Here is a 630-nt window from a genome sequence, read left to right on the forward strand (position 1 = left end):
TGGTTTTTGGTATTTTTGTCTTTTTTAAAAAGAATACTTAAAAGGAAAAAACAAAATATTGCTCGTGTTGCAAAACAAGGGGCTGAAAATGGATCTTTTCAGGGGCTGTATATTTATGGTGAAGTAGGACGGGGCAAAACCATGCTGATGGATTTGTTCTTTTCTTGTTTGCCGAAAGGTCATAAAAAGCGCGCCCATTTTAATGACTTTATGGCTGATGTGCATGAGCGCATTAATTTGTATCGTCAAGCATCTGGGCATACAAAATCTAAACAGGATAATCCTATTTTAGCTGTTGCTGAAGATCTTGCACGAGAAACAAAGGTGCTTTGTTTTGATGAATTTAGTGTAACAGATATCGCTGATGCTATGGTGTTGGGGCGGCTTATTTCTGCTTTGTTTGATAAAGGAATTTTCTTTATTGCAACTTCAAATGTGGCGCCCGATAACCTTTATTATAACGGTTTAAATCGCGAACTCTTTTTGCCTTTTATTCAAGTTTTGAAAGCATATGTTCGTGTTGTTAATCTTGATGCAAAAACAGATTATCGTCTTGAAAAATCAAATCTACAGCCCGTGTATGTAACACCTTTAGGGAAAAAAGCAGATGAATGCATGGATAAAGCATGG

The 630-nt window shown here is 36.5% G+C and carries 1 protein-coding gene; it reads left to right on the forward strand.

Annotation, left to right across the window (positions count from 1 at the left end):
• A partial coding sequence (gene zapE, locus ACFIO3_RS15000) for a cell division protein ZapE (RefSeq protein WP_375704772.1) occupies nucleotides 1–630 on the forward strand: 630 nt, incomplete at both ends.

It is taken from the genome of Bartonella sp. AD328YNZD (genome assembly GCF_042196425.1).